The sequence below is a fragment of the Brevibacillus sp. 7WMA2 genome, assembly GCF_010748895.1.
GTDB lineage: Bacteria > Bacillota > Bacilli > Brevibacillales > Brevibacillaceae > Brevibacillus_B > Brevibacillus_B halotolerans.
The window spans coordinates 3,581,657-3,601,654 of the sequence record NZ_CP048799.1; the positions used below are offsets into that span (position 1 = coordinate 3,581,657).

At 41.5% G+C, this 19,998-nt stretch carries 17 protein-coding genes; 7 read left to right on the forward strand and 10 right to left on the reverse strand.

From position 1 onward, the window contains the following. The first annotated feature begins 10 nt into the window (after positions 1-10). The 4 genes from GOP56_RS15055 to GOP56_RS15070 are packed head-to-tail and all read left to right on the forward strand — an operon-like array spanning position 11 to position 3,708. The gene (locus GOP56_RS15055; protein WP_003334177.1) at positions 11-985 is read left to right on the forward strand and encodes an ABC transporter ATP-binding protein; all 975 of its coding nucleotides are present in this window, start codon (positions 11-13) and stop codon (positions 983-985) included. Then, positions 982-1,830: an ABC transporter permease gene (locus tag GOP56_RS15060; protein WP_003342211.1), complete on the forward strand. Its 849-nt coding sequence runs from the start codon at positions 982-984 to the stop codon at positions 1,828-1,830. Before GOP56_RS15055 ends, GOP56_RS15060 begins: the two co-directional genes overlap by 4 nt. Before the next feature lie 10 nt (positions 1,831-1,840). Beyond that, on the forward strand, positions 1,841-2,629 hold the full coding sequence (locus tag GOP56_RS15065) for an ABC transporter permease (RefSeq protein ID WP_371807996.1): 789 nt from the start codon (positions 1,841-1,843) through the stop codon (positions 2,627-2,629). A gap of 29 nt (positions 2,630-2,658) precedes the next feature. Next, entirely contained in the window at positions 2,659-3,708 is a 1,050-nt protein-coding gene (locus tag GOP56_RS15070; protein ID WP_163245957.1) for an ABC transporter substrate-binding protein, read from the forward strand. Between the two features lie 117 nt (positions 3,709-3,825). Here GOP56_RS15070 and GOP56_RS15075 read toward each other — a convergent pair whose 3' ends face one another. From GOP56_RS15075 to cls, 4 genes are all read right to left on the reverse strand, one after another. Beyond that, complete coding sequence (locus GOP56_RS15075; protein WP_163245958.1) at positions 3,826-4,638, reverse strand: class I SAM-dependent methyltransferase; 813 nt, start codon at positions 4,636-4,638, stop codon at positions 3,826-3,828. Between the two features lie 108 nt (positions 4,639-4,746). Further along, entirely contained in the window at positions 4,747-5,019 is a 273-nt protein-coding gene (locus GOP56_RS15080; RefSeq protein ID WP_003342206.1) for a hypothetical protein, read from the reverse strand. Positions 5,020-5,198: 179 nt separating this feature from the next. Beyond that, positions 5,199-6,575 carry an aspartate kinase gene (locus GOP56_RS15085; protein ID WP_003334170.1) on the reverse strand — a complete coding sequence of 459 codons (1,377 nt, stop codon included), beginning with the start codon at positions 6,573-6,575 and terminating at the stop codon, positions 5,199-5,201. 277 nt (positions 6,576-6,852) lie between these two features. Then, positions 6,853-8,364 carry a cardiolipin synthase gene (gene cls, locus GOP56_RS15090; RefSeq protein ID WP_163245959.1) on the reverse strand — a complete coding sequence of 504 codons (1,512 nt, stop codon included), beginning with the start codon at positions 8,362-8,364 and terminating at the stop codon, positions 6,853-6,855. An 80-nt stretch (positions 8,365-8,444) separates the two neighbouring features. Here cls and GOP56_RS15095 point away from each other — a divergent pair, with 80 nt between their 5' ends. After that, positions 8,445-8,678, forward strand: a complete 234-nt coding sequence (locus tag GOP56_RS15095) for a hypothetical protein (protein ID WP_163245960.1) — start codon at positions 8,445-8,447, stop codon at positions 8,676-8,678. A 104-nt stretch (positions 8,679-8,782) separates the two neighbouring features. After that, positions 8,783-10,237, forward strand: coding sequence for a catalase (locus GOP56_RS15100; RefSeq protein ID WP_163245961.1), 1,455 nt, complete (start codon positions 8,783-8,785; stop codon positions 10,235-10,237). 57 nt (positions 10,238-10,294) lie between these two features. Here the strand turns inward: GOP56_RS15100 and GOP56_RS15105 are convergent, their stop codons facing one another. The 4 genes from GOP56_RS15105 to GOP56_RS15120 are packed head-to-tail and all read right to left on the reverse strand — an operon-like array spanning position 10,295 to position 15,789. Then, complete coding sequence (locus GOP56_RS15105) at positions 10,295-10,915, reverse strand: sterol desaturase family protein (protein WP_163246864.1); 621 nt, start codon at positions 10,913-10,915, stop codon at positions 10,295-10,297. A gap of 50 nt (positions 10,916-10,965) precedes the next feature. Continuing rightward, a complete protein-coding gene (locus tag GOP56_RS15110; RefSeq protein WP_163245962.1) occupies positions 10,966-11,988 on the reverse strand; it encodes a DUF2804 domain-containing protein in 1,023 nt (340 codons plus the stop codon). A 22-nt stretch (positions 11,989-12,010) separates the two neighbouring features. After that, the gene (locus GOP56_RS15115; RefSeq protein WP_163245963.1) at positions 12,011-14,032 is read right to left on the reverse strand and encodes an ABC transporter ATP-binding protein; all 2,022 of its coding nucleotides are present in this window, start codon (positions 14,030-14,032) and stop codon (positions 12,011-12,013) included. Between the two features lie 5 nt (positions 14,033-14,037). Further along, a complete protein-coding gene (locus GOP56_RS15120; protein WP_163245964.1) occupies positions 14,038-15,789 on the reverse strand; it encodes an ABC transporter ATP-binding protein in 1,752 nt (583 codons plus the stop codon). A gap of 429 nt (positions 15,790-16,218) precedes the next feature. Between GOP56_RS15120 and GOP56_RS15125 the strand changes: the two genes are divergently transcribed. Next, entirely contained in the window at positions 16,219-17,586 is a 1,368-nt protein-coding gene (locus GOP56_RS15125; RefSeq protein WP_163245965.1) for an aldehyde dehydrogenase, read from the forward strand. A 53-nt stretch (positions 17,587-17,639) separates the two neighbouring features. Here GOP56_RS15125 and GOP56_RS15130 read toward each other — a convergent pair whose 3' ends face one another. Together GOP56_RS15130 and GOP56_RS15135 are read right to left on the reverse strand one after the other, a co-directional pair. After that, positions 17,640-17,999 (reverse strand): PqqD family protein, encoded by a 360-nt coding sequence (locus GOP56_RS15130; RefSeq protein ID WP_003334160.1) that lies wholly within the window; start codon positions 17,997-17,999, stop codon positions 17,640-17,642. Positions 18,000-18,064: 65 nt separating this feature from the next. Beyond that, entirely contained in the window at positions 18,065-19,957 is a 1,893-nt protein-coding gene (locus tag GOP56_RS15135) for an OPT family oligopeptide transporter (protein WP_163245966.1), read from the reverse strand. Positions 19,958-19,998: the final 41 nt, after the last annotated feature.

Sequence of the window (19,998 nt, forward strand, 5' to 3'; positions counted from 1 at the left end):
GAAATGATAAATGAAAACGATCATACACTTGGATTCAGTGGAAAAAAGCTTTAATGATCACGTGGTCATTCCCGCATTTTCACTGTCAATCCAGGAAGGTGAATTCATCACTTTGCTCGGTCCCAGCGGATGCGGAAAAACGACGCTGATGCGCATGATTTCTGGGTTTGAAGAGCCTACTTCTGGACATATCTACCTGGATGGAAAGGATGTAACCAAAATCCCTCCTTACCAACGAGATATGAACATGGTATTTCAACATTATGCTCTGTTCCCACACATGACCGTTGCTGAAAACATTCTTTTTGGTTTAAAAATGAAAAATGTGCCTCAGGCCGAACAAAAGACTCGTTTGGAAGAAGTGCTGCATTTTACACAACTGACCGAATATCAGAAACGTAAACCAAAACAGCTATCTGGTGGACAGCAGCAACGTGTTGCAATTGCCCGTGCGATCATTAACAATCCAAGGGTATTATTATTGGACGAGCCGCTTGGTGCGCTCGACTACCAACTGCGCAAAAACCTTCAGGTTGAACTAAAAAATATTCAGCGTAATCTCGGCATTACCTTTATCTATGTGACGCATGATCAGGATGAAGCTATGTCGATGTCAGACCGTATCGCGGTTGTAAACCAAGGTCGAATTGAGCAATTGGGCACACCAGAAGAAATTTATTACAAGCCAAACAGTCTGTTTGTTGCAACCTTTATTGGTGAAAACAATATCTTAAATACAAAAGCAGGTCTTTTAGGAGTACGTCCTGAAAAGATTCGTTTATATAAAGAAAATGAGGAAGTAGCTCGACACAAGAGCAAGGGAATCATTGAAGATATTATTTTCTTAGGTAATATCTTTAAGGTGTTTGTCCGCGCCGAGGACGACATTGTTATTACTGCACATCTTTACGAAAAAGGCTCTTGGCACAAAGGCGAGAGAGTTGGTGTATTCTGGGCAGAAGAAGATGAGGTGATTCTGCGTTGAAAAATAAAGGAAAGCTACTTGCTCTCCCAGGATTCCTCTGGTTAACGATCTTTTTCTTAGTGCCCATGCTTTTTGTGGTTATGCTTTCTTTTCTGAAGAGGGGAGTATACGGGCAAATCGTCTATGAATTTACATTAGCTAACTATGCTAGATTCTTTGAATCGCTATATGTACAAATCTTTATCGAAACCTTGCTTGTATCCGTGGGAACGACCATCATTTGTCTGTTGTTGGGTTATCCTTTAGCTTATATGATTACCCGACTAGATCGTAAGTGGCAAAACTTATGGCTCTTATTAGTGATGATTCCATTTTGGATTAATTTTCTGGTTCGCTCTTATGCTTGGGTCATCATTTTACGTACACAAGGTCTTGTAAATACTGTTTTGCAATCGCTTGGCCTTATCGACCAACCGCTCACGCTCTTGTATACACCAGGAGCTGTTTTGCTCGGGATGGTCTATGCGTTGTTGCCGTTTATTATCTTGCCGATCTATGTCTCCTTAGAACAATTAGATCGTAAAAAGCTGGAGGCTGCCTATGATTTAGGAGCTACACCAGCCAAAACATTTTGGCACATTACCCTGCCTCTAACTATGCCGGGAGTTGTAAGCGGCTGTATTTTAGTTTTCGTTTCTTCACTGGGCATGTTCGTTGTTCCAGATGTAATGGGTGGAGCTAAATCTTCACTATTTGGTAATGTCATTCAAAACCAATTCCTGTCTGCACGTGATTGGCCATTTGGTTCAGCATTATCCATGGTGATTGTACTCTTCTCGATCATAATGATTTATTTATACTATCGCGCAACAAAAATGCAAGAGAAACAAGAAGGGAGAGGATGAGGCGATGAAAATGCGTAAAAATCTCCTGTTTGCATACTCCTTGGCGATTATCGGGTTTTTATATTTACCGATCGCCGTACTCATCCTCTATTCTTTTAATGATTCGAGGATCAATGCCACTTGGTCAGGTTTCACCTTAAAGTGGTACACTTCTCTGTTTGAAAATGATCGTGTGCTAGATGCATTGACGAATAGCTTGATTATCGCTGTAGTTACAACGGTGGTCACTACCATTCTGGCAGCCTTTCTGTCACTGGCCCTCCATCGTTACAAATTTCGCTTTAAGCAAGCATTCAATGGATTAATTTATTTACCAATCCTAATTCCCGATATTCTGATGGGATTATCCTTGCTGGTCATGTTTAGCCAATTGTATATGCCGCTGGGTAAACTAACGATCATTATCGCTCATATCACCTTTAGCTTGTCTTTTGCGGTGGTCATCATTACCGCTCGTTTAGCTGGTATGGGGCAGGAATTGGAGGAAGCAGCCCAAGATTTAGGCGCCTCCTCGTTTAATACGTTCCGTTATATTACATTGCCCATTATTTCTCCAGGACTGATCGCGGCCGCTTTAATGACGTTCACGATGTCTCTGGATGATTTCGTCATCAGCTTCTTTGTAGCAGGACCAGATTCTACTACGTTGCCACTATATATTTATGGTATGGTCAAACGTGGTGTCTCTCCTGAACTAAATGCCCTATCGACAATAATGATTCTCGTGATTGTGGTATTAATTGTCCTTGCAGAATCACTTGCTTTTAAAGGTACCGGAAATAAAACCACTCAAGACTAAACTTTTTTCTCACAGGAGGAGGATATGCTATGCGTTTACTTAAGGCCATTGTGCCAATCGTTATGACTACTGTACTTGCCCTGACTGGGTGCTCATCTAATAGCGGAAAAGAAGAAAGAGTATTAAACATCTATAGCTGGGCAGATAACTTTAACATGGATGTTATTAAGGATTTCGAGCAAAAATTCGATGCTAAGGTCAATTATGCGATTTTCTCCAGCAATGAAGATATGCTAGCAAAGGTTCAGGCTGGCGGTGCCCAATTTGACCTTATTCAGCCTTCCGATTACATGGTTGATACGATGATCAAATTAAACCTGCTAGAGGAACTGGATAAATCAGCGATCCCTAATCTGCAAAATCTGGTGTCTACCTTTAAAACACCTCCGTATGATCCAGACAACAAATTCTCTGTCGTATACACATGGGGTGTAACTGGGATTGCCTATAATAAAAAATATGTAACAGAGCCACCAACAAGCTGGAGCGATCTATGGAATCCGAAATATAAAGGTCGTGTTGTAGTATTAAATGATTCTCGTGAAGCTTTGGGCATGTCCTTGAAAAAAAATGGCTTCTCCAACAGTACAATCAGTGAAAAAGAATTGGATATTGCCAATGCTGACTTGAAGAAACTGTTACCGAACCTATTAGCATTTGATACGGACACCATCAAACAAAAATTCATTGCCGAAGAGGCATGGATTGGTACTGTTTGGTCTGGTGATGCAGCCTTTATTTATCCCGAAAATAACGACATTGGCTATGTTGTTCCAAAAGAAGGCGGAACCATTTTTGCTGATACCTTTGCCATTCCAAAGGGTGCCAAGCACAAAAAACTAGCCGAAGAATTCATCAATTACATGATGGACCCAGCAGTATCTGTGAAAAACTATGAAACAATCGGCTATAGCAATCCGAATGAAAAAGCGCATCCGCTGCATAGCGAAAAGTATCGCAACAATAAGATGATTTTCCTGTCTCCTGAAGAGATGAGCCGTACAGAGTGGTTAAAAGATGTCGGCGAAACCTTGCAAGTATACGATCGTCTATGGACGGAGCTAAAAAGCGGTCGTTAAGATATTGAAACGAAAAAACCTGTTGTCTACAAAAAACGTTGACAACAGGTTTTTATTTTGCCTATGTACCATGCTAATCTAGGCTATATTTGTTCTGATTCATTACGTAATGCTATTTTAATCGGATTGAACCTCTAGCCAACAAGAGCATCCCTCACAAACCGGATTCGTACTAAGAACACCCAGCCTGGTATACAGTGACTCTAGCATACTAAATAATTCGCAATCCTCCGCTACATAAAAATTAGGCAATAACAGCTTCAATTTGGAACCGCCTAATAGATAAGACGCTAATAAATATTGCTCTGAATAGAAGAGGTTCATATATTCATGCGGATAATCATATGGTAAGAAAATGTCGTGAACTTGAACAATTACCCCTGGCTTTAAGATTGGTAGAATCTCTACAAAGGCAACTGTTACGTCAGAATTAGTAAATGAACGATGTGAGCTATCGATAAACAGGATATCTCCCGGTTCTAGCTGTTGGAAGAATTGCATCGGGATCGTTTCCAGCGTTTGTCGAATGACCTCATCACATAAAGAATCAATCTCTGCTCTCGGTTGTGGATCAATCGAAATGATCTTAGTTGGTAAATGAAGATCCCGAATAGCCCTACGTGCAAACTTCGTGGAATTACCTGACCCTACTTCTACATATCGAGCCGGCTTATGTTTTGCTAAGAAAGTGTATATGGCTGCACAATCTATTAAAGGAAGCCAATTATTGCGATAAAACGGCTCTTGATCATTCTGTGGATAATCTAACGATATCGTAGCTAACGCATCAACATGCTTCATGGTCTCCTCAAGATATTCCTTATACGTACTGCGTTGCAGATCCATTTTTTGTTGGAGTTTTTCATGCGGGGGTTTTCCATATCCATGCCGTGGCAGAGGACATACAGGATATTCAAGAAAAATATTCAAAACAAAGCCACCTCATTTCATACTGGATAGAAGTTCTTCTTCTTTTCCTAATGTATGAATGGGTGGCTCTTCTGTTGCTTATATTCGACTTAATCCAATGTAAATAAATTAAGCAGTAATTGCTTCATTCAACGGCATCAGAATTTCAAAAACTTCTCCATGCTGTAGAATTGTGATGTTCTGTTTTTTAATTCTCATAACAGCAACTTCTGGCTTTTGCTTCATCATTTCGATATATTCATCAGGTACTTCTCCTGCGTCACTGATGGTAACGCCTTCTACTTCTTTTTCCTCATCCTCAGCCAAAGGTGTGTTAAGCACAACCTGATAAATTTCAGAAAACACGCTGTAATTGTTTGTAAATACAGTGATACATCTCATTGTCGACATGTTTCCTCACCCTTTCTTTTACATGTTGAATATCCGTGCCTGTTTTGTTGTCTGTTCTACCTTTATAAGATATCCAAATCATGTACGATCTATCAACCTTGAAATAGGGGTATCTCTGTTACACGTAGGAAATCATGTCCAGACAACGGACAACCTTGCACTTATCTATTTTAGCATATTCCTAGAGAAAGCTCTTCTTCTTTGTAAAACTCCTGGTACAAAGCTATGACAGCATTATCTGCATCCCCTGCTCTTACACCAAACATTAAATTAACTTCTGATGAACCTTGGTTAATCATTTCGATATTAATATCGGCGATAGCCAGCGCTGTGGCTGCCCGAGCAGAAATACCTACAGAAGACCTCATTCCCTCTCCTACCAGCATAACAAGAGCCATATTATATTGTACATGTACATCGTCTACATGCAACTCATTTTTTATGCGAGATACAATTCTAGCCTCTTTTTCCTTTGTGAGCTGATGTTGACGAAGAATGACTGTAATATCGTCAATTCCAGACGGACTATGCTCGTAGGACAGGTGCTCCTCTTCAAGAATTTGCAAAAGCCTTCTGCCAAAGCCGATCTCTTTATTCATCAAGTATTTACTTACATATATGCGACAAAACCCTACATCACTGGCAATACCAGCTACAATGCGAGAAGAATTATCTCGTCTGGTCACAATTTTTGTCCCTGGTGCTGATGGATTATTCGTATTTTTAATGCAAACAGGAATTTCAGCACGAAAGGCGGGTATTAACGCTTCCTCATGAAAAACAGAAAAACCTGCGTATGATAATTCCCGCATTTCTCGATATGTTATTTCTTTTATCTTACAAGGATTAGGAACTAACTGTGGATTTACTGCGTACACCGAATCAACATCAGTAAAATTTTCATATAGCTCTGCTCTAACAGCAGCGGCCAAAATGGAGCCGGTCACATCAGAGCCTCCACGTGAAAAGGTTGTTAGCTTACCCTCCTGTGTATAACCAAAAAAGCCCGGAAAGATAAGCAACCCTTCTTTCTCTTTTAATAGAGCTAATTTTTCATAAGCCTCTGGAAGTACCTGAGCATTGCCATATTCACCACTAACTAGCAGACCTGCATCTCTTGGATTAATGTACGTCGCTGGGGCTCCTAGTGTTCTTAGATATTCTGCAACCACTCTGGCACAATTATCTTCTCCTGAGGCCTTTACTACATCCATAAAACCTTCTGAGTCTTCTTTATTCCATTGCAACAATTTTTGAAGATTAGCTATGATTTCCCCTATGCATGTTGGTGGTAATTGTAGCTCTGAACAAATTTCCTGATAACGATCGACAACCGCCTGCCATTCCGCTTGAGCTTGCCCTGATTCAATTAATTTCTCCCCAAATGTAATCAGTAAATCAGTGACCTTGATATCTTCCTTATAACGCTTTCCAGGAGCTGAGACCACAATAAGCCTACGAGTCCCATCATTCAGAATGATCTGACATACCTTGCGAATCTGTTCGGCGTTAGCCAAGGAAGTACCACCAAATTTACATACTTTCATGTCGTTCCCTCCACCATTCCGTATTGCTTCTCTTTAGGTTGTACACTATCCTACCTCTTGCTTTTTCATATGTCTATCACACAAACTCAAATTTCCTCATTTTTTACAGTTTTAACCTAAAATAAGGAGGAATGGTGATACTACCAATCTGCAAAAACAGATAGTATCACCTTATCCGACCTTCTACTGTTTACACTCTACCACATAATCCATTCCATGAAAACTATTGTCCTTTCCACATGTACATTTCATCCAAAAAATTTTTATTTAGCTATCGTTAGAGAAGAGGCGAGAATAGCCGCGCTACAGATTCTACATATTTACGGCTAATGGTTTTAGGCTCTTCGTTGCTTACTTTACTATTGCTAATATCCTGTTCAAATTGCGCTGTTAGCTCCTGAATGAAACGTGACCTTCCATAAAAAAGGGCGTTAACTTCAAAATTGAGATAAAAGCTTCGGAAATCCCAATTGCTCGTTCCTACTAGTGCTTGATTATCATCGACTAGTAACACCTTGGCATGTAGGAATCCCTTGTCGTACAAATAAATGCTAACCCCCGCTTTTCTTAACTCGTCGAGGAAGCTTTGAGAAGCATAGTAGACCAGCTTGCTGTCAGGAATGCCTGGCAGGATAAGCGTTACCTCTACTCCTGCCTGTGCAATGGTGCACAAGGCTACCAGCAGCACCTCATCAGGGATAAAATAAGGGGAGGTAATTTTCACCGATTTTTCTGCCCGCATGATCATTTGCAGGAAGGTTTGGCGAATGGGCTCCCAGCGTTCTCGTGGGTCAGTCTCAATCACCTGAATCAGATGCTTATTCTCATGCTCATCAGTCGGTTCAACAGTTGATTTGCCCATCTCTTCGTCATGCTGCTTCGTCTGGGCAGAACTAGTTGCTACCTCAGAATTCGACATATTTATGGTAAGACCAGACACCATCTTCCAGTCTTTTATAAAGATTTTTTGAAGCTCGCAGGCAGCTTCTCCAGTAATCTGTATATGAGTATCTCGCCAAAATCCCAGCTTAGGATCTTCCCCTACATATTCTTTTCCAATATTGCAGCCTCCAAAGAATCCAATAGCATTATCAATCACAACGATCTTGCGGTGATTGCGATAATTAAGTCGTATAAAAGTTCGTAAATGCTTACGCGGACTGAATCTGTAGAACTGCCCGCCAGCTTGGCGTAGTTCATCAGCCCAAGCATCAGGAAAGGTTTTGCTTCCTATGTCGTCCACAATAACGCGTACCTCACAGCCTTGCTCAGCCTTTTTCTTCAATAAATCAAGCAGAGATCGTCCCACATAATCTCCTTCAATTGTATAAAACAATACATGAATCTGATACATGGCTTTGTCTATTTTTTCCCATAAAGCAGTGAAAAAAGGAGCCGCTTTATGAAATAATTCCACTTGATTTTCCTGTGTTAGTTGCGCACCCGCATTAGATTGATTGAATCTGATCAGCTTTCTAATAGACGAACCCAAGCAACTCGCCTCTAATTGAGAGTCTTCATCTGTACATCGCAAGGCTAATCCTTGTGGAGTGTCGGTGATTTGATTTACCCTCTTCTGATACTTGTTATCCTGTCTATCCTTCTCCTCGTAACTCCAAAATCTCCCTATAAGAAAATAACAACAAATTCCAATCACTGGAAAACTATATACTGCAAAAATCCATGCTAATGTACGCTCTGGCATACGTTTTTCCTTAATAATAAAACTTGTAAAAAGGAGCGCAATGATAAGATGGATGATTGTTGAAACAAAAAAGTAATACAGCATAAAATCACCCTCGCTTTTCAACCGGTCATGTAGGGAAAATAATTCATTGGTATGTAGGTTTCCTACTTTCCTGCCAAATCATGATTAGTAATCACAGGGAATTAAAAAACCAGCAGGATCATTGCCTGCTGGCTTTATTAGAACTTCTATATTCACGTTGCAAACGTCCCTGCATTTCATCGGCTAGATTAGATAGTGCCTGCGAGGATGTTGCAGAACAATCTAATGTAAATATCGGAGTCATTGCTGAAAAGGATGAGTATGTTCCAACAGTTTTATCTAAATATTCCGGTCAAACAGAGGCCACTGCTTAACATTTCCCATTGACAAAAATGACTTTCATTTTATAATAATTATAAATTAGTAATTAATATATTTATTTTATGATAATAACTCTAATCAAGGGAGAGGTTCATATATGGATAAAAAACCACGTTTAACTACCAATCAAGGTGTTCCTGTAGGCGATAATCAAAATTCTCGCACTGCTGGGAAAAGAGGACCTGTGACATTAGATGATTATCATTTAATTGAAAAGCTAGCTCATTTTGATCGAGAAAGAATTCCTGAGCGTGTCGTGCATGCTAGAGGTTCAGGTGCGCATGGGGTTTTCGTAGTGACGAACAGTATGCGTTCATATACGAAAGCTGCCTTCCTACAGGAAGTAGGACAAAAAACGCCTGTCTTCGTTCGATTCTCAACTGTTATTCATGGGCAGGGTTCCCCAGAGACTTTGCGTGACCCACGTGGCTTTGCTACCAAATTTTATACAGAAGAAGGCAATTATGATCTTGTCGGTAACCATCTACCTGTGTTTTTTATTCGTGATGCCCTGAAATTCCCTGACATGGTTCACTCCCTAAAGCCATCTCCTGATACAAATCTCCAAAACCCAGACCGTTATTGGGATTTCATGACTCTAACTCCTGAATCAACGCATATGCTTACCTGGCTATTTTCTGACTATGGTACACCTGCTACCTATCGGCAAATGGAGGGTTTTGGTGTCCATGCATTTAAATGGGTCAATGCAGAAGGCCAAGTCGTATATGTAAAATATCATTGGAAACCAGCCCAAGGCGTTAAGAATTTAACTGCTCAGGAGGTTTCAGAGATTCAGGCAAAGGATTTTAACCACGCTACCCGAGACTTGTATGATCATATTGAAGCCGGTGATTTCCCTCAGTGGACGCTCTATGTTCAAATTATGCCTATCGATGAGCTGGATTCGCTGGATTACGATCCACTCGACCCTACAAAGATTTGGGATGAACAAAGCTATCCATTACAAGAAGTGGGTGTGATGACCCTGAATCGTAACCCACAAAACTTTTTCGCGGAAGTAGAGCAGGTTGCCTTCTCTCCAAGTGCAACCGTTCCAGGTATTGAGCCTTCAGAGGATAAGCTTTTGCAAGGACGCTTGTTCTCCTATCCCGATACACAGCGCTATCGGTTAGGCGCTAACTACTTGCAACTCCCGATCAATTGTCCGTATGCTCCTGTCCATAATCAGCAACGCGATGGTGCAATGCCATTCAAGCAGCAAAGCTCTCCTGTTAATTATGAACCGAGCCGGCATGCGGAAAATCCTGTAGAAGATTCTGCATACAAGGAGTCTGAAACACCTCTGGTTGGGTATGTTAGTCGTGAAAAAATTGATAAACCGAATGATTTTGCCCAAGCTGGCGAGCGCTATCGTAGCTATAGTCCAGAGGAACAAGCCAATTTAATTGCTAATCTGGCTAACGATTTGGCTACTGTACATGAGCGAACAAAAATGCTTGCTATTTGCAACTTCTTCCGTGCAGATCGAGATTTCGGCATACGCCTCGCTAGTGCTCTGAATATTGACATTAGCTCCTATGTCAAATAACCAAAGGAAAACACATAATAAGCCCATCTCAGACACTTTAGAGATGGGCTTCCTGCTTTATTTCATATCGTTTTGTTCCAAATTACGAGCTGTAGAGCTACGATTGACTTGTTTCTCATTCTTATAGGTACAAAATAATAGATCGAGGGCAGGATTGGTTACGCCATACCAATAGTTTTCGTTTTTATAGTGATGCCAAAGATGCATTCTCTTCATCCATCTCCCCCATGGAGTGATTGGCTGCACAGGCTGGTGTGCAATATAATGGGTCCATTCATAATAAAGTAGATAACCCATAATCCCTGTTACAAATGCAACCATAAGAGAAAAATCCTTTGTGATGAAAAAAGCGGCACCCCCTGCAAGCATGATCAGAGGCAGGCTATACCAGACTGGTAGGAACAACAGGTTCAATTGATTGGGTGATACATGATGATCGTAGTGTAATCGCTTTAGCATTGCTAAAAGCCAACGTATTTTAGGGGGGTTCATATGAAAGATAAATCGATGGATGAGGTATTCGCTGACCGCGTAGGAAAGCATCCCGATCGCCAATGCCATCCAAACATGAATTCGATGCATATCAGGAATTAACCATAAAAAGCCGAAAGCAAACAAAATGCTAATCACTAGCACATCAAATTGGCTAAAATATTGTTTAACATACTCCTTCAACAGATTAAACCCCCTGTTTTTTCTAATCATTCCAACTGATTGTTATCTACCTGTTACCACCTTGCCTGTTGATCTTCACAGATTCCCCAGACATCATCTATCCTGATTATTTCGCTGTTCTTTGTTTGAAGCGTCCCACTATACTTTCCAATATATTGTTGTAAATGAGTGGATAATGCCAAATAATCTTCGCGTTTCTCCTGATAATAAATAGGGGTAAATTTGAGTTGAACGTGGTCGCTGCCAATGGTCGAGATACACCATGGTTTCATAGGCGAGGTTTTATCATATTCAAATTGAATCGGTTCTGCTATTTTTTCAGCTCGCTGCTGAATCAACAGGCCATTTTCAGTCATTCCCGTTCCATCCGTCCAACCAGCCCCTAAGTTACACCCACACCAGCTCCCCCTCCATTGAAAGCTACAAGTCATCCAATTCCATTTGGTTACATAAGGCCAAACACCACGACCAAAATCGAGGCTCGCTGATGTCGTCTCCTGTGTAAGATTGTAATGTTTACTGCCTATGCGTACCTTACCTTCGACTGCTCTTCCCGGTTGTTTTTTTGTATATTGAAATCTTCTATTACTCCAAGGAATGACCATATGCAAGGCTTCCGCAGTCTCTGAGATACTAATTTCTATTGAAAAAGGCATCCCTTCTCTATTCATCCCATCAACCACGATCATTGTAGTCGTCTGCTGAGACGTAAAAGAAATCTGAAGATGCTTATGTTGAAAATGAACATCACCATGGACAGAATCAGGCAAATATATTTCTCTTGCAAAGGGCACCTTTACCGTTTGCTCCACCTTCTGACCCGATTGAAGATCGATCAAATGAAAAAATGCTACTCCGATATAATCCAAATGACAAACAGCTACCGTTATAATAACTTGATTATTTACAATAAACCAAAAATTCCACTTCTTTTTCCGCCCTAAATGCCCCGGTATCTGACAATCGTGCAAGGGATAACGCGACCAGCCAATGGCCTCTGGTCGCAAATTTCCCCGTCTGTCACAAAGAATGGTATGCTCTGTAATCTCTTTTTCAATATGAGCAGGAAACGCCATAGTGTCCTCCCTCTACTAAGTCCTATACTCCTATCTCCCGCGTTTCACCTTGCTGTAGCTGGTACATTTGATAATACTTGCCTTTGATTTGCATTAATTCATCATGGTTACCGCGTTCTACAATTTCCCCTCTATCAAGGACCAGAATACAATCTGCCTGACGAATCGTAGAAAGGCGATGTGCAATAATAAAGGTAGTACGTCCCCTCTTCACTACATCCAGCGCCTTTTGAATGACGGACTCCGTCTCTGTATCAATAGAAGCGGTTGCTTCATCCAAAATTAAAATAGCCGGGTCAAAGGCAAGGGCACGAGCAAATGACACGATTTGACGTTGTCCCGCTGATAACGTACTTCCTTTCTCCACAACAGGCTCATCATAACCTTTGCTTAGATGGGCAAACAACTGTCTGGCCCCTACATCATCTAGAGCTTTCTCAATCCTTTCCCGAGAAATATTGGGGTCGCCTAGACTGACATTGCTAGCAATCGTTCCCGTAAATAAGAACGGCTCCTGTAGTACGATTCCCATATGCTGACGTACATATTGTTTGGGCCATTCCTGAATCTCCTTGCCATCAATGGTTACTTTCCCTTTGTCAAAATCATAAAATCGAAATAGGATATTCATGATGGAGCTCTTGCCTGATCCTGTATGACCAACCAATGCAATGGTTTGACCTTCCTTCGCCTCAAAGGAGATATTTTTTAGCACGTATTCCTCATCCTTGTAAGCAAACCATACATTTTCGAATTTCACATTTCCCCTATATCGATCCATTTTACCATCAGTTACTGGAATACCCGATTCATCGATTAATTCAAATACGCGTTCGGCTGCCACCAATGCTTGTTCTAATTGTGGTAACTGGTTAACAATCCCACTAATTGGATTGAAGAGCCGAACGATATATTCCAAAAAGGCATACATCATTCCAAGGGACAATACGTTGCCCAATGTTAAAGACTGTGCTCCAAAATACCACAATAACAGGGCAAATCCCACAATTCGCAGGAAATTGGTTAGATTATGGGAAGTAAGTGAGTTGAGCAGCAGTAATTTGTTTTGGTATTTAAAATGATCATAATTTAATTCCTCGAACTCTTCCTTTGTCTCCCTTTGACGACGGAAGGCCTGAATGATAGCCATTCCTTGAATCGATTCATTAATCATCCCATTAATATCACTGATTCTTGCCCGAATGACATGGTTAAAACGGGAAGCAAAATATCGATAGACGTAAATCCACACGACCAAAATGGGAATGATCACAAGACAAAGGGCACCTAGCATAGGATCTAGCAAGAACATAGCGACCAGAATACCTGTGATATAGATAATCCCCGTAAAAAAGTTCGAGAGCACGGTTAGATAGAGATCTCGAATTGCCTCTGTATCATTGGTCACTCGTGCAACCACTTTTCCTGCTGGTAAATTGTCAAAATACCGAATCGGAAGTCGCTGTATATGGTCAAAGACGTCTACACGCATCTTTTGAATAATCTGGTTCGCGGAGATTTGTAACCAATACTTTTTAACATATAACAGGAGGGAGATCACAGCCAATAAGCCAAAGTAAATCAAACAAAGGGCAATAAGCGGCGGCACTTCCGGTTTATATAATGCAAACACCTCCGCTGACGTTAATTTTTCAGCAGGGTACACCGCTTTGTCCGAACCCTTTTGAATCAGAATAACTCCATTTTCAAAAGTTCGTTCCCCATCAAATGCAATCGGTTGATCAATGAAGTAATATTCTCGCCCGATCTGTAAGATGCGAACTTCTTTTCCTTTTTGCTCATCAGGCCCCCAATGATCACTTCGTTTTATATACTGGCCTCGGTAAGCAACAGCTTCACTCCCCTGTTCGCTCTGATACCAGCTATACTCGATTCCTCGTATATGCACATCAATCATCTGTTTGACTAAAATCGGCCCCATCAGGTCAGCTACAACCGCTAATGATAGCATGGTTAAAGCCAAGATGAGGGTTTTCTTAAACTGCAAGGCATATTGCCATAACCTTTTAGAAGGCCTACCCATGTCTCTCACTCTCCATCTGTTAAAGTTGCCTCGATTTGCTGACGTTCATATTGTTGTTTATACCAGCCATCCTGTTTCATAAGCTGATCATGAGTTCCACGTTCCACAATGGTTCCATCATCCATTACGATAATTAAATCGGCATGCTGAACTGCTGACAGGCGGTGCGTGGTAATCCACGTGGTCCTACCTGCTCGCTCCTGACGAATATGAGTGATAATTTCCGTCTCTGTTTTAGCATCTACCGCAGAAAGAGCATCGTCTAACAAAAGAATCTCTGGGTCAGCTATTAGCGCACGGGCTATCGAGACGCGTTGCTTCTGGCCCCCAGACAAGGAGACACCCTTCTCTCCAACCATCGTATCCAATCGTTCTGGTAAGTAGGCAATGTCCTTTTGAAAAGCCGACATCACCAACGCATGCTCGATTTCAGCCATCGAGCTGGTCGGTTTACCAAATCGAATGTTTTGTAAAATGGTTTTAGAAAATAAGATTTGCCCTTGCGGAACATATCCTAGCCAGCCCACTGCTTGCTCGTTCGCAATTTTTTGCATGGGAGTTCCTGAAATCAAGATTTCTCCTTTGCCTAACGGATACTCACGCAGAAGCTGACGTATCAAAGTTGTCTTGCCGCTGCCTGTACGTCCAACGATTCCCAAGGTTTGCCCTCGGCTCAGTTCAAACGTTATATTTTTTAAATTATCTACTTCAGATGAAGGGTAACGGAAGGTGACATCCTGAAATGAGATGGTAGCCGGTGTTGGCACATCCACTAGATCGGACCCATTCTGAACATCCGGTTCATAAGCAAGTGTTTCGTTCACACGATCCAAAGAAGCATTACCCCGCTGCATAATATTAACTAGCTCCCCAATCGCGTACATCGGCCAAGACAGCATAGCTAAATAAATGTTAAATGAAATCATATCGCCTATTGTAATTTCTTGATGGTAAACATAATACGCTCCAAACCCAATGCCTAATAAAAAACTTATACCATTTAGCAACTTCATCGTTGGCTCAAATAGTGAATCGATACGGGCAACGGACAGGTTTTTCTTATACGTTTCCTCAGAGATTTCTCGAAAGCTCTTCCTACTTGCCGCTTCCTGTACATAAGCACGAACCACCCGGACACCTGAAATATTCTCCAGCACCTGATCATTCATTTTTCCAAAAACATCCTGTGCATCTGTAAATCTTTTATGAAGCATCTCCCCATACTTACTTAGTATGTAAGCTGCCAGCGGCATTGGTAAAACACAAATGAGGGTAAGCTTCCAGCTAATTACGACCGTCATTGTAAGGAGAATAACCCCCAGATAGACAGTCGCATCCACTAAGGTAAGAATCCCAAACCCGGCGGTTAGCGATACTGCTTGAATATCGTTCGTCGCCCGAGCCATCAGATCTCCCGTCCGATTTTTTTCATAAAAGGTTGGGGTCATTGTTAAAAATTGTCCCATTAAATTGGAGCGCAATTTCCTACTGACCAAAAACGAGCCACCGAACAAATTTCTCATCCAAATATAAGTGACTCCATAATTACTTAAAGCGATTGCCAGCAATAAGCCAATCATGAGGAACAATCTTGTGGTTGTCATAGAGCCAGCAAAAATTTGGTCAATCGATGTCCCCATTAGCTTCGGAGGTAAAACTTCCAATACCCCATTTATCACCAAAAAAACGACTGCAATGGAGTATCTTTTCCACTCTTCACGAAAAAACCAGCCTAACTTTTGAAATACAGCTATCATGCATTCTCTCTCCCTTCTCGCATGAACCCAATATCTGACAGAACCAAAAAAGACACGTCACTATGTGCGACATGTCTTTACATCTGTTCTGTCATAAAAAGCGCACGTTACAAACTGCTGTAACCTACACTCTTAGTTTTTTACCTACGTTTAATCAAGACAGTGATGCCTTGGACATAAGAGATAGATTACAGGAGATATGAAATTGTATTTGCTTTGCATTGGGAACCAACATCATTCTCACGTTACTCATCTCCTTTTCCTTTTAGGCTACTTTCGTATTTACAGATTCTACCTCACAACCTCAGGTTCGTCAATCTATTTTTCAGAATATTTTATGTTTAATTATCTAAGTATTCATGCAATATTTGATTCGATATTTTGTCAATGATAAACTCAGGATACTTGGGAAAATGAACGGAGGCGCTTATGAACCCTATTCAAGAATTAGTAGCCAAGCAGCATCAATTCTTTCACACGCAACAAACAAAACACGTTGCATTCCGAATAGAAGCACTCCAAAACTTACGTAATGCCATCATCTTGCACGAACAACAAATCTACGAAGCTCTACAGGCCGATTTGCATAAATCACAATTTGAATCCTACTCAACTGAAATTGGAATCGTGCTGGAGGAAATTCGTTATATCTGTAAACATTTACAAAACTGGGTAAAGCCAAAACGAGTCAAAACAGCACTTACCCACTTTGGTTCCAAGGGTTACCTTTACCCTGAACCCTATGGTGTCACACTGATTATTGCCCCATGGAACTATCCATTTCAACTCGCCCTGTTACCGTTAATTGGTGCTATTGCTGCCGGGAATTGTGCTGTTGTCAAGCCGTCAGAGCTTACACCTAGAACCTCCAATCTTATTCGGCGGTTAATTGAACAGACCTTTCCTGCAGAATTTATTTGTGTAGTAGAGGGAGGGATTGAAGTCAGTAATCAGTTGCTAGCAGAGAAGTTTGACTATATCTTTTTTACAGGTAGTGTCCCTGTTGGCCGTGTGATAATGGAAGCGGCCTCCAAGCATCTAACTCCGATAACACTTGAATTGGGCGGAAAAAGTCCGTGCATTGTACATCGAGATGCTAACCTGCGTTTGGCTGCTAAGCGAATTGTTTGGGGCAAATTTCTAAATGCTGGCCAAACCTGTGTAGCACCCGATTATTTACTTGTGGACTCCTCAGTAAAACAGGAACTCATTAGACAGCTCAAGACCTTTATTCAAGAGCTTTATCCTGACGCCTTACATAATTCCGATTATACTCATATTGTAAATAAACGACATTTTGAGCGATTGCTTGGGTATCTGGATGAGAAAAAGGTCATCCATGGGGGAAATACAAGCCCTAGTACGTTAGCGATTGAGCCTACTCTCTTAGATAACGTAACCTGGCAGGACCCGGTCATGCAGAACGAGATTTTTGGACCTATTCTCCCAATCCTAACCTACGATGATCTGGCTGAAGCTATTTCTAAGGTAAATGCGCAGCCGAAGCCACTAGCTCTTTATCTTTTCACCGAAAATAAAGAGACGCAGAAGCAAGTCCTGTCCCACCTCTCCTTTGGCGGGGGTTGTATTAATGATACGGTCTTTCATATTGCTACTCCCTATTTACCATTTGGAGGGGTTGGTAATAGCGGTATCGGTAGCTATCATGGAAAAGGAAGCTTTGAAATTTTCTCCCATCAAAAAAGTGTGTTGAAGCAGACTACACTCTTTGATATTCCTGTTCGCTATCATACAACCAAGCAAGCTTTAAAAAAGATGAAATGGTTTTTTAAATAAATCATACAATGAGCCAATGATTGATCTCATCTGATCAGTCATTGGCTCTTCCTCTACTCGTGCTCTCTCCACGTTACCCATTGATTCGAGTCAATCATTTGCAAGAATTGGCTTAGTCGTGGTAGTACAGGCTCTGCTTGTTCACCAAATTCATGTCGAATTTCATCGGCAATTTCTGCTACGGTATGTGCACCTGTACATCTAGTAATCACATAACTCCCCAGTGTATCTAGCTTGATACGGAAAACGGCAGGCTGTCTCAAATAGCGTACAGACAATCGTTCCAACCAGCTATCGCGAGGGATAATCACGGTAGAAATGCCTTCTTCTGTGTTCTCCAGTGTAATCCGTTTTGTCAACATAGGTCTCATCGTCAATAGATTTCGATGCTGTTTCTTTGTAAAAATCCGCATGCTCCTCTCACCTACACTTTAGTAATAAGCAAGTTCCATAGGAATTGACACCTGATATGAGAGCATTAAAGGCTACTGCTCCGCTCTTTGGCACGCATGGACACCCAGAAAAGGACGGTCGCTACTATTGCGAAGATAACCGTGCTTACCAAGCCATTTTCAAACATAACATGCTCTGGCATCGTTATTTTTGCTGAAATGAGCATAGCAATCACTACCCCTAACAGCGACTCACCCGCAATTAGACCAGATGCAAACAGCGTTCCTCTTTCCAAACGTAGCTTTCTGCGGCTTTTATCCTTCGAGTAAAATTCCACTAGCCAACGAACCAAGCCACCTACCATAATCGGTGCACTGGTGTGGATCGGTAAATAAATCCCTACTGCTACAGTCAAGGAATGAAGGCCTAAGAATTCAACACAAATGGCGGTAGCCGCACCAATAAAAATTAAATCCCACGGCAGGTTATTATCCATAAGCCCTTCAATTACCATTTTCATTAGAACTGCCTTTGGTGCCGCTAAATCCCTGGTCCCCATTCCATATGTTTCATGTAAAATAACAAGGACATAACCGATGACCAGACCTGAGATCAACACCCCGAGCATCATTGCTATCTGTTGCTTCCACGGAGTAGCTCCGACCAAATAGCCTGTTTTTAAATCCTGTGAAATATCACCCGCGACAGCAAGTGCAGTACACACGATCGCTCCCACAATTAAAGCAGTGACCATTCCTGTTTGACCCGTTACACCCATTGATTTAAATACCACTGTAACAATGAGTAAGGTAGCAATCGTCATTCCTGAGACAGGTGAGGAGGAGCTACCTATCAGCCCAACGATACGAGAAGCCACTGTAACGAACAAAAATCCAAAAATAGCAATAGCTACAGCCCCTATCATCCCCACTTCTGTAAACGGTGAGAAGGCGATTAATAAGATGATTGCTATTATGCCGAGTAAGAGCCATGTCTTCGAAATATCACGATCGGTACGCTCCACTAGCGATTGATTATTGCCTTTGTCTAAACCTGCAAGTGTATCACGCAATGAATAATATAAGATTGGTAACGTTTTGATTAAGCTAATTAAACCACCTGTAGCTACAGCACCCGCACCAATATAGCGAATATAGTCTCCCCAGATAGCCCATGCGTCCATGGAAGCAATCATACCGGAAGCTGGCTGAATTGCCTCGGAATTATGCATACCAAAAAAGCTAATCATTGGTATCATTACAACCCACGCAAGTATTCCGCCTGCCATCATCTCTCCAGACACTTTGGGGCCAATAATATATCCCACGCCAAGCAGAGCCGGATATGTATCCAATCCAATCAATGCATTTTTAAAATTGGCAATGCCTGTCTCTACTTCGGTCTTAAATAGCTTAAATCCATCGCCTAATGCTTTTACTAAAGCCCCTAGTCCGAACCCCGTAAAGACCAGCTTAGCGCTATTGCCCCCTTTTTCACCAGAAATCAGAACTTCCGCGCAAGCAGTACCTTCCGGGTAAGGCAGCGTTTGATGCTCGTTTACAATCAACAGACGACGTAACGGTATCATCATTAATACGCCTAAAAAACCACCTGTTAGCACAATAAAGCTGATCGTTAATTGACTAGGTACAACATTCCATAGAAACAAAGCCGGCAACGTAAAAATAGCACCCGCCGCAACGGCTTCACCAGCAGTAGTCATTGTTTGCACAATATTGTTCTCTAAGATAGACTCTCGACGCAAAATACCACGTAAAATCGCCATCGAAATAACAGCAGCCGGGATAGATGCACTGACTGTTAAACCAATTTTAAGTCCTAAATAGGCATTGGCTGCTCCAAAAACAACAGCTAAGATTAATCCCAATACGACTGCAACCACAGTAAGCTCTGGCAAGGAACGTGATGCAGGAACATACGGGACGAATGAGGAAGAATTAGATTTTCCACCATTCATAAAGGGTCCCCCTAACTTTAAATGGATTCGCAGTTCTTAAT

Coding starts and splice junctions, on each gene's coding strand:
- GOP56_RS15055 (WP_003334177.1), top strand. CDS start 11: ATGAAAACGATCATACACTTGGATTCAGTGGAAAAAAGCTTTAATGAT.
- GOP56_RS15065 (WP_371807996.1), top strand. CDS start 1,841: ATGCGTAAAAATCTCCTGTTTGCATACTCCTTGGCGATTATCGGGTTT.
- GOP56_RS15070 (WP_163245957.1), top strand. CDS start 2,659: ATGCGTTTACTTAAGGCCATTGTGCCAATCGTTATGACTACTGTACTT.
- GOP56_RS15080 (WP_003342206.1), bottom strand. CDS start 5,019: ATGAGATGTATCACTGTATTTACAAACAATTACAGCGTGTTTTCTGAA.
- GOP56_RS15085 (WP_003334170.1), bottom strand. CDS start 6,575: ATGAAAGTATGTAAATTTGGTGGTACTTCCTTGGCTAACGCCGAACAG.
- cls (WP_163245959.1), bottom strand. CDS start 8,364: ATGCTGTATTACTTTTTTGTTTCAACAATCATCCATCTTATCATTGCG.
- GOP56_RS15095 (WP_163245960.1), top strand. CDS start 8,445: ATGATTAGTAATCACAGGGAATTAAAAAACCAGCAGGATCATTGCCTG.
- GOP56_RS15100 (WP_163245961.1), top strand. CDS start 8,783: ATGGATAAAAAACCACGTTTAACTACCAATCAAGGTGTTCCTGTAGGC.
- GOP56_RS15110 (WP_163245962.1), bottom strand. CDS start 11,988: ATGGCGTTTCCTGCTCATATTGAAAAAGAGATTACAGAGCATACCATT.
- GOP56_RS15115 (WP_163245963.1), bottom strand. CDS start 14,032: ATGGGTAGGCCTTCTAAAAGGTTATGGCAATATGCCTTGCAGTTTAAG.
- GOP56_RS15120 (WP_163245964.1), bottom strand. CDS start 15,789: ATGATAGCTGTATTTCAAAAGTTAGGCTGGTTTTTTCGTGAAGAGTGG.
- GOP56_RS15125 (WP_163245965.1), top strand. CDS start 16,219: ATGAACCCTATTCAAGAATTAGTAGCCAAGCAGCATCAATTCTTTCAC.
- GOP56_RS15130 (WP_003334160.1), bottom strand. CDS start 17,999: ATGCGGATTTTTACAAAGAAACAGCATCGAAATCTATTGACGATGAGA.
- GOP56_RS15135 (WP_163245966.1), bottom strand. CDS start 19,957: ATGAATGGTGGAAAATCTAATTCTTCCTCATTCGTCCCGTATGTTCCT.